Raw genomic sequence first — 7,062 nt, forward strand, 5'->3', positions numbered from 1 at the left:
AGCATCGGCTGCTAAATCGGCCTCTTCAACTGCCAATCCTGGCACTAACGCCTGCGCCTTAGTGGCTGGCATGCCAACACGAAGCCCCGCGGCGAAGGCCGTGGCGCTCGCTGCCTGCACCAACCTCCTACTTCCGTCGCGGGCGATCAGGACGAGCGGGACCTCAGGCGAAGGTGCCGCGTCGCCAGCCGCCCGCCGAAACCGGTCGATCGACCAGCTCGGCAGGAAGACCGAGACGACCCGTGTCATCGCAAGCCTCCAATTCGAAATCTGCGCTTTCACCCGCCCGGACACGAATGAGTTCAACCAGCCACCTATGTCGGCCGACCCCGGCAACCGGAAGAGCCGTCGACGGAAGAACAGAAACCCTCCATCGCGTCATGGCTGCGGTGGGTTGTCCGAAATCCGATACGTCCGTTTCGCGGCGCCACCGACGTAGAGCAATCCCGATCGATCCTGTGCCCTCCGCGGCCAGTTGCAGCCGTCGAGATGCCGTCATCGAAAGGCGGGTGACCTCTCCGACGACAGAGCCGAGGCCGCCATGGCGGAGGCCTTCCTCCATGCACGCCAGCACCGTCTTGTCGTCAGTGGCTTCCACATAGATCACACGGTCGGGCAGCAGTCCTGCCTGGGCGACAGACGGCGCGAACAGATCGCACTGCGTCATACACCACAGAACTTTTCCTCGCGTCCGTGCGGCGACGCCGGCACTAAAAAGCGCTGCCGCGGCGCCATCCATTGCTCCTTGGCCGCCGCCCCCAACTTCGTGAAGCGCGCCCAGGGCTAATCCCCCACCGGGAAGCCGAGAATCCATGGCCGCGACACCAAATGGAAGCGCCGTTCGACCACGCGTGCTGCGTCCTTCGATCCGTTCGATCTGGTCTCGCAACGACTGAAGGGCGGGCTGAGACCGCAATTGAACATGACCCGTCGTGAATAAGTTCCCTCTTTGTTCTCATTCTGGCGGCGCGAGTCAAGCTTGCCCCCTCCTCCGTTGCCTGGACACGCCTCACCTTTCGAAGACCACTAAAATTTTGGCGCCGTTTCGGTATGCGGTGTCCCGGTCTCGGTGCGCCGATCGCGATCCTGAACCGGGTCTGGTTTCGGATCGATCGAGACTTTTTTCAGCGAGTCACTGCCTGGGGTGACCTCGATGGATTTAACCAGAGCTTCCTCTTCCGCAGTTAGCTTATTTCCCTTGCCGTCTCTCATAGCGATACTCCCTGTGTTCCCCATCGATTAAACCTCGATGGCAGAACTCAGTTCCCGCCCCACCGCGCTTCGACCCAGTTCCCCAGCAGCAGCCGGAACATCATCACGACTGGTACGAAAGGTTTGCGCTCATCGTCGCCTGCACGGGCGGAACGAGAGGCACGCTCGCGCATTCTCATTATCGGAGGAGCTGGTCATGGCCAAATTTCGTATCACCACCAAGGACTCAAAAGGTAGTTCGACCAGTAGAATCGATTTTTCCAGTGAGGAAGGCGCAGCGGCAGAAGCTAAGCGAGCACTGGCGGATATGGCGAAGGACGATCTGCCAAATGGCCAACGGCTCTCAATGAAGACTCATGTCCGAAACGAGGCCGGCGAAGAAGTCTATCGCGCCTCACTCGATTTCAAAGGACAGGCGCGAAAAAAATCATCGTAGAGCGCAATGCAGGCGCCGTTCCTAAACTGGTAAAGGACCAGGACATGTCAACGCGAGCAATTGCCTATGTCGAACAGTGGATCGCCGAGCGAGTCAAGCCTGATGTTTATCACGATGAAGAAGGACCAGACGAGCGGAACATGCACCTTGCGACGCAACTCCTGCTCGACGCCAACTCTGCCGGGATTCCCCAAGAGGAAATCGAGGCAGAGTATCCCGACCTGCCCGGCGAAATACCCCGCGCTATGGCAGTAGCCACCAATAACGAGATAACCCGTCGTGTAGACAACGACGATTTACAATATCTGCAGGCGCTCATGGGTAGAAATCAAATCCGCTGCCCGACGGATTTGAGGGGCAGGAGACAATTCGGCGCCTACAGCATCGTGGTGGTTGCGGAGCAGGAAAAATGTTCTGACCCGACGTGCCGACCAGCGACAATACTCTGAGTGATCGTGCCAGGGCAGAGCGATGCGCGCGTCGGTAAACGCATCGCGAGTCTGCACAATACTGGTTGTGGAGGAGCTTGAGGGTAGCTGTCGAGTGCTCGCTGCGCTAAGCCGGGACTCGCCCGTCCGGCGTGTACTTGTCCACCGCCTCTGGCAGCTGCTTCGACAGCCGTGCCAAGATTTCTTCTGTGCTGAGCCCGGTCTGCGTCGCAAGGCGATCCAAGACATCAGGGCCAATCGCCCGTTCGAGGTCGCGCTCCTCAATCTGCTGGTTCGGGCCCGTTCGAACCCAAGAGTCGGCAGCATCGCCGCGGCCGGCCTGCTTGAAGCGTTCAATGAGCTCTTGGAGGCCGTTGCCCAAGAACCCCCCGACGCCACCGGCCGAATTTGCTTGTGAGCCTTCCGTGATCCTGTCCAAGCCGGCCGGAGCATCCTGCGCAACCTTGCCCTGCTGCGAGCCTCCGAACCATTCAGCAAGCTTGTCGCGGTTCTGATACCCCGCGACGGCAAGCAGGCCGAGCAAGGCCGTCATGGATGGAAAGCCACTGTTCTCGTTGCTCATGTGATTGTCTCCCTCGGTTCGGGGTTCAAGCGTTGCGGCGGCTCATCATCGACCAGCCCATCAATACGATAACCGCGCCGATTACGGCGCCGATCAGCCCAGCGCCTTCACCTGGCAGGTACCAGCCCAGTGCCTGTCCCAGGAACGTAGCTACAAAGGCGCCGATGATGCCGAGAACGGTCGTGAGGATGAAACCTGAGGGCTCATTCGACCCCGGCGACAAGAACTTCGCGATGACGCCGGCAGCGAACCCGATAACGATCGTCCAAATGATGCCCATGGATAGCCTCCGCACCTGATGTTCGCTTGGGCGCGACACGCGCCTGGCCAAGCTCAACCCAGGCTGTGCCCCGAAAGTTCCGTGCTCGGGCAAACCGGCCTGCTTGCTGCACGGAGACGGGCCGCCGGCAGCAAGTTCGATCGATGACAATGGTGCGTGGATCCAGGACGGCTCCGTCGGCGTTCAGGGTGTGTCGTGACACCCGAAATTCGAGAATCGCAATGGAAAAAGAGCATCGCAAATGATCAGAGCAACTCTCGCCAGTTTGGCCGGCGCCTGGATCGCACGTGACGCGGAGCGGGGAGATATTGCAGAGGGGTTATCTGTGCCGCTCACGCTCTTGGCCACTCGGCTTCCGACGCCTGTGCTCATCGCCGGGGCGATAGGTTACGGCCTCTATCGCTTGAGCATCGAAGGCCGAGCCAAGCGCGCGAAGGACGTGACGCCGAAATCCCGCGCCAGGTCTCCGGTTCGAACAGGAACTCCGAAATCCCGATCAGGCGCCAGGGTCCGTCGAAGCTAGTTTGAGCGATCCGAAATCTAGCCAGAACCGCGTGTCCTTCAACTTCGGATATCGATCATGACTTCTCCCGAAGACCGGATTCTGCAAGCCGTCGAGGGTCTGTTCGAAGAGCAGGTGGAGTTCCTCGCCAAACTCGTGGGCTACCGCACGCTTCGCGAAAATGAAGCTGAAGCGCAGGGCTTTCTGGAAGCGACCTTGGTGAAGCGCGGCTACAAGGTCAGGCGGCTTCAGACAGACGCTACCCAGATTGGCAAGCATCCGGCCTTTTCGCCGTCGACCATCGACTATCAGTCGAGCTGGAACGTTGTCGGTCTCAGGCCCGCCAAGCAGCGCGGCGGGCGCTCCTTGGCTTTCAACTCCCACATGGACGTCGTGCCCGCGGCCAACGAGGCGCGCTGGTCATCACCACCCTTCAAAGCGCGCAAGAATGGCGACTGGCTCTATGGACGCGGCGCCGGCGACATGAAGGCTGGACTATCGGCATCGCTTTACGCTCTTGAGGCGATCGCGCACGCTGGACTGACCCTACGCGGAGACGTCCAGATCCAGTCGGTGGTCGAAGAGGAGATCACGGGAAACGGCGCTGCGACTGCCTTCGTCAACGGTTTCATTGCCGATGCGATCATCAGTGCCGAGCCGACTGACGAGCAAATTGTTCGCGCCAACTCCGGTGTCCTCAAGTTCCGCCTGACGACGCGAGGACGGCCCGCTCACCCACGAGAACCCGAGGCGGGTCAGAGCGCGATCGATCTGATGATCAAGCTGATCAGCCACTTGCGAGCTCTGGAGCGCAGGTGGATTGGCGAGGCGAAGGGCAAGCGCGGTTTCGACGACATTGCTAATCCCGTTGCGCTGACATTCGGGACGATCGCCGGCGGCGACTGGATCGCTTCGATCCCAAGCGATTGCGTGGTCGAGGGCCGCATCGGATTTTACCCTGGCGAGGACCCGCAAGCGCGGGCTGCCGAGGTCGAAGCCTGCATGGCGAAGGTTCAGGAAGACGACTCGACCTTTGCCAGCGGCGATCTCGTCGACGTCGATTGGGTTGGCGTAATGCATGCCGGCTACGAGCTCGCGGAAGGCTCGACAGCCGAAGCGTGCTTACGGTCCGCTCACCGACGCGCCCAGGGCGGCAACGAGCTCAATTCCTATGTCATGACCGCCTACCTCGACGCAGCGATCTTCGCAGTCCACGGCAATATCCCTTCGCTCGTCTATGGACCGATAGCGGAGAACATTCACGGCATCGACGAACGCGTCAGTTTGCCATCGCTGCGCCGGGTCACCAAGGCTCTCGCGTTATTCGCCGCCGACTGGTGCGGTATCGAAGACTGACGATCCGCTCGCGCCAATCGGAATACTGCCGGCAAAGGCAGGTCAACCGAGCAAGGAATTCTCAATCCAGAGATGCCGCTAAAGGCCCGTCTGGAACCAACGGCCGAGCTGGCGAATTTCCCAGCAAAGGAGAGATGTCACGCCGGACGACAAGACAGAGCGTGGCCCGCAGGACCGCAGCCGCATCAACCTCAGCGAAAAGTATGAAGTGCGCTACTGGACGCAGAAGTTGGGCGTCTCAAAAGCTGAGCTCGAAAAGGCCGTTGCCAAGGCTGGCGTGAGCGCTACCGCCGTTGCGCGCCAACTCGGCAAGACACTCTAGCTCAGCTCGATATGCGGTGCTCACGGAGCAATTGTAGCGTCTGACGAGCTCACGGCGCCTCTTGGAAGAATCACCCACACGAGGACCCAGTGTCGTATCGGCCAAGCCTCGACTGGTTGAACTTCTTGCTGGCTGACCTGCGGGGCGGCCTGGGGCCTTATGTCAATGTGTTTCTACTGACAGAGGCGGGTTGGAATCAGGCGTCAATCGGGGGTGTCCTGACCGCAAGCGGGCTGATCGGAATCGCGTTTCATACACCGATCGGCGCCTTGATCGATGGTACGCGTTCCAAGCGGGCTCTCATTGTTAGCGGTTCCTGGGCGCTGGCGCTGTTGGGGGTCGCAATTGTGACGTTCCCGACGCTTGCCGTGGTCTTTGCAGCGGACGTCACTATGGCTGTATTGGGTGGGGTGTTCGCGCCGACAGTCGCCGCGATCACACTTGGACTGTTCGGGCCGAGCGGCGTCGCCGATCAGCTCGGCCGTAATGCAGTATTCGACCGATTCGGGAATTTGTTCATTGCTGCGCTGGCGGCGCTGGTAGGCACCTACTTTGGGCAGCGCAGCGTCTTCTATATGCTGCCGTTATTCGCGGCACTGACGACCATCGCGGTCCTCTCGATCCCGCAAAACGCCATTAATCATCAACTGGCTCGCGGTCTTGATCAGGCCAATCTCGGTCGGAGCCGTCCGTTCAGGTGGCGGCACTTATTTGCCGAACGACCTTTCGTGGTCTTGGCGCTCGGCACTGCGTTGTTTCATTTTGCAAATGCTCCGATGCTGGCCTTAGCGAGCCAGAAGCTCGCCCTCGAGGCCAAGGGCTTTGAGTCAGCAGTGACCTCCGCAGCGATCATCGTCGCCCAACTGGCGACGATCCCGATGGCTTTTCTCGTCATGCGGGCCAATCTGATCGGCGGAAAGCTTCTGCTCATTCTGGCTTTCGCCGCCGTGCCGCTGCGCGGCATATTGTTTTCCCTTGTCGACGATCCTTATTGGATGATCGGCTTCCAGCTGCTGGACGGGGTGGGAGCTGGGTTGTTTGACGTCTTGCTACCGCTGGTCCTCCTCGGCGCGGTCAAAGGTAGCGGCCGGTATAACCTGGCGCGCGGCATCATCGGCACGATTCAAGGCATTGGCGGCGCGTCGAGTTACGTGTTTGCCGGCCGTGTCGTCGTCTGGGCGGGATACAGCGTCGCTTTTGCCGTCCTATCCGGCGTTGCGCGGATAGCTCTTCTTCTGATGGTTGTGGCCATGCCCGAAACGGTCCCCCGAGTCCAAACGGGGAAAAGCACTGACGGCGCCTGATTTCGAACTTTTGGGCCGAAGCGGCGTTGCTTGCTCGCCCGAGTTTAGTGGCGTTGGGATCCGGAGAAATGGGATGCGGATTGCGCAGATTGCACCGCTGGCTGAGTCGGTTCCACCCAAGATGTACGGGGGCACGGAGCGGGTTGCGTCCTGGCTGACTGAAGAACTCGTTCGGCAAGGACATCAGGTCACACTCTTCGCCTCGGGCGACTCAAAAACCTCTGCCGAACTTGTCGCCTGCGCGCCGCAAGGTTTGCGGCTTTCGGGTATTCGCGATCACACAGCGAGCCACCTTGCGATGCTTGCCAAGGTCCGGGAGCGGGCGGCGGAATTCGACATTATCCATTTCCATCTCGACTTGCTGCAGCACGCGTTGTTCACCGATCTCGCCCACAAATGCGTGACGACGCTGCATGGCCGCCTGGATCTGCCGGATTTTCTCCCTGCCTATCGGGCGTTCCCGCAAATGCCACTGATCTCGATTTCCGACTGCCAACGGCAACCTATGCCCGACACGGCGAATTGGCTGGCGACGGTCCATCATGGGCTTGGGCCTGGCTTATGTCCGTTCGACAAGCGAGGCGGCGACTATCTCGCATTCCTCGGACGCATCACGCCCGAAAAGCGACCAGACCGCGC

At 60.4% G+C, this 7,062-nt stretch carries 10 protein-coding genes and 1 pseudogene; 6 read left to right on the plus strand and 5 right to left on the minus strand.

Annotated elements, in window-relative coordinates; all coding sequences use genetic code 11:
• The 3 genes and pseudogenes from B6S44_RS29655 to B6S44_RS15030 form a co-directional block, all read right to left on the minus strand.
• A pseudogene (locus B6S44_RS29655) lies at positions 1-249 on the minus strand (DNA polymerase Y family protein); the annotation flags it as partial.
• A complete protein-coding gene (locus tag B6S44_RS29865) occupies positions 164-916 on the minus strand; it encodes an ImuA family protein (protein WP_129157709.1) in 753 nt (250 codons plus the stop codon). The gene B6S44_RS29865 and the pseudogene B6S44_RS29655, both read right to left, overlap by 86 nt.
• Positions 917-1,026: 110 nt before the next feature.
• Positions 1,027-1,212, minus strand: a complete 186-nt coding sequence (locus tag B6S44_RS15030; protein ID WP_129157710.1) for a hypothetical protein — start codon at positions 1,210-1,212, stop codon at positions 1,027-1,029.
• 196 nt (positions 1,213-1,408) lie between these two features.
• Between B6S44_RS15030 and B6S44_RS15035 the strand changes: the two genes are divergently transcribed.
• A complete protein-coding gene (locus B6S44_RS15035; protein ID WP_129157711.1) occupies positions 1,409-1,648 on the plus strand; it encodes a DUF6894 family protein in 240 nt (79 codons plus the stop codon).
• Positions 1,649-1,692: 44 nt separating this feature from the next.
• Complete coding sequence (locus tag B6S44_RS15040) at positions 1,693-2,097, plus strand: DUF768 domain-containing protein (RefSeq protein ID WP_129157712.1); 405 nt, start codon at positions 1,693-1,695, stop codon at positions 2,095-2,097.
• 106 nt (positions 2,098-2,203) lie between these two features.
• On the opposite strand, the gene B6S44_RS15045 is transcribed toward B6S44_RS15040, so the two are convergent.
• Both B6S44_RS15045 and B6S44_RS15050 read right to left on the minus strand, forming a co-directional pair.
• Positions 2,204-2,659: a YidB family protein gene (locus B6S44_RS15045; RefSeq protein ID WP_206735169.1), complete on the minus strand. Its 456-nt coding sequence runs from the start codon at positions 2,657-2,659 to the stop codon at positions 2,204-2,206.
• Between the two features lie 25 nt (positions 2,660-2,684).
• Positions 2,685-2,939 (minus strand): GlsB/YeaQ/YmgE family stress response membrane protein, encoded by a 255-nt coding sequence (locus tag B6S44_RS15050; RefSeq protein WP_129157713.1) that lies wholly within the window; start codon positions 2,937-2,939, stop codon positions 2,685-2,687.
• 580 nt (positions 2,940-3,519) lie between these two features.
• Between B6S44_RS15050 and B6S44_RS15055 the strand changes: the two genes are divergently transcribed.
• The 4 genes from B6S44_RS15055 to B6S44_RS15070 all read left to right on the plus strand — a co-directional run.
• Positions 3,520-4,797, plus strand: a complete 1,278-nt coding sequence (locus B6S44_RS15055) for an ArgE/DapE family deacylase (protein WP_129157714.1) — start codon at positions 3,520-3,522, stop codon at positions 4,795-4,797.
• Between the two features lie 115 nt (positions 4,798-4,912).
• Entirely contained in the window at positions 4,913-5,119 is a 207-nt protein-coding gene (locus tag B6S44_RS15060) for a DUF3606 domain-containing protein (RefSeq protein ID WP_129157717.1), read from the plus strand.
• Positions 5,120-5,208: 89 nt separating this feature from the next.
• Positions 5,209-6,423 carry an MFS transporter gene (locus tag B6S44_RS15065; RefSeq protein WP_129157715.1) on the plus strand — a complete coding sequence of 405 codons (1,215 nt, stop codon included), beginning with the start codon at positions 5,209-5,211 and terminating at the stop codon, positions 6,421-6,423.
• Between the two features lie 73 nt (positions 6,424-6,496).
• Positions 6,497-7,062 (plus strand): glycosyltransferase (locus B6S44_RS15070; protein ID WP_164985837.1); only part of this gene is annotated, 566 nt, incomplete at its 3' end.

Source organism: Allobosea sp. Tri-44 (genome assembly GCF_004123845.1).
Taxonomy (GTDB): domain Bacteria; phylum Pseudomonadota; class Alphaproteobacteria; order Rhizobiales; family Beijerinckiaceae; genus Allobosea.